We start from the raw sequence: 966 nt of genomic DNA, 5'->3' as shown, positions 1-966 counted from the left end.
ACAGTACTTCTTTCTTGTATTCGTTTGCTTTATCTAGCTTGCCTTGTATGGTATAATTTTTATAAATTAAATCCAAAGTACGAATCATGGCATCTTTTTTAGTGACGTCATTATCATCTAACTTTTTCTCTTCTTTGTAAACGTCTAAGAGAATTTTCTCGGCCAATGGCAACAGGTTACGCTTAGTTGCATTTGCAAACGCATATTGCTGATAAGCAACAGCCAAATTTTGTTTTGTATCTCTGTCATTTGATCGGAGCGAAACACTTTTTAAACAGTTTTCAATTGTTTTTTCGTAATCATTAATCATCGAATAGGCTGTTCCTAGTAAGAGATAAATTTCCGCATTTTTTGGACTCAATGCTTTGGCTTTTTCTAATGATACGATAGCACTAGGAATATCTCCTAGTTTTTGTCCTATCAATTTACCTATATCCATCAAGCAGATGGCTTTGTATTTAACAATTGTAGAGTCCATTCCTCTTCCTCGATAGTAATACGCTTGGTCATAGGCAGCTAAGGCCGTGTGTAAATAAGTTAAATTTACTTTGGGCTCATTATCTTCGATTTGCCCTAAAAAGTGCTGTCCATTGGCCATTTGCAACCAAGCTGCATTACTCATGGGGTGTACCTCGAGAGACTTTTGTAATAGAGGGATCGCACTTTTCACTAATTCCATCCGCTCATATTGGTTTTCTTTTAAAGCTTCTAGTTTTTCTTCTAAAGTCCAGTCTTCGATTTCTTTTTCTTTTACTGATTGCATTGTAATGGCTTTATTTATCATTTCCCCAGCTAAATCGGTATGGATTTTACCACTGTTTTTCGAAACTAAGACGTCTTTTGAGAATAAAGTGAAATTATCTTTCCAGTCAAAATTTCTATTGATGGTAAGTCCTGAAAAAAGAAGTACAACAACTACCGCAATTTTATAAATTGCACTGAAACCGTTAATCTCATTCGGCTTGT

1 protein-coding gene is annotated in these 966 nt (G+C 35.1%); it reads right to left on the bottom strand.

What is annotated here, in order from left to right; translation table 11 throughout:
• Positions 1-966, bottom strand: a 966-nt coding sequence (locus L1S34_RS14765) for a tetratricopeptide repeat protein (protein ID WP_236364860.1), incomplete at both ends; no start/stop codon positions are given.

This window comes from Flavobacterium sp. K77 (genome assembly GCF_021608205.1).
In the GTDB taxonomy this organism is placed as follows: Bacteria; Bacteroidota; Bacteroidia; order Flavobacteriales; family Flavobacteriaceae; genus Flavobacterium; species Flavobacterium turcicum.
This window is presented reverse-complemented; position numbering and strand designations above follow the sequence as displayed.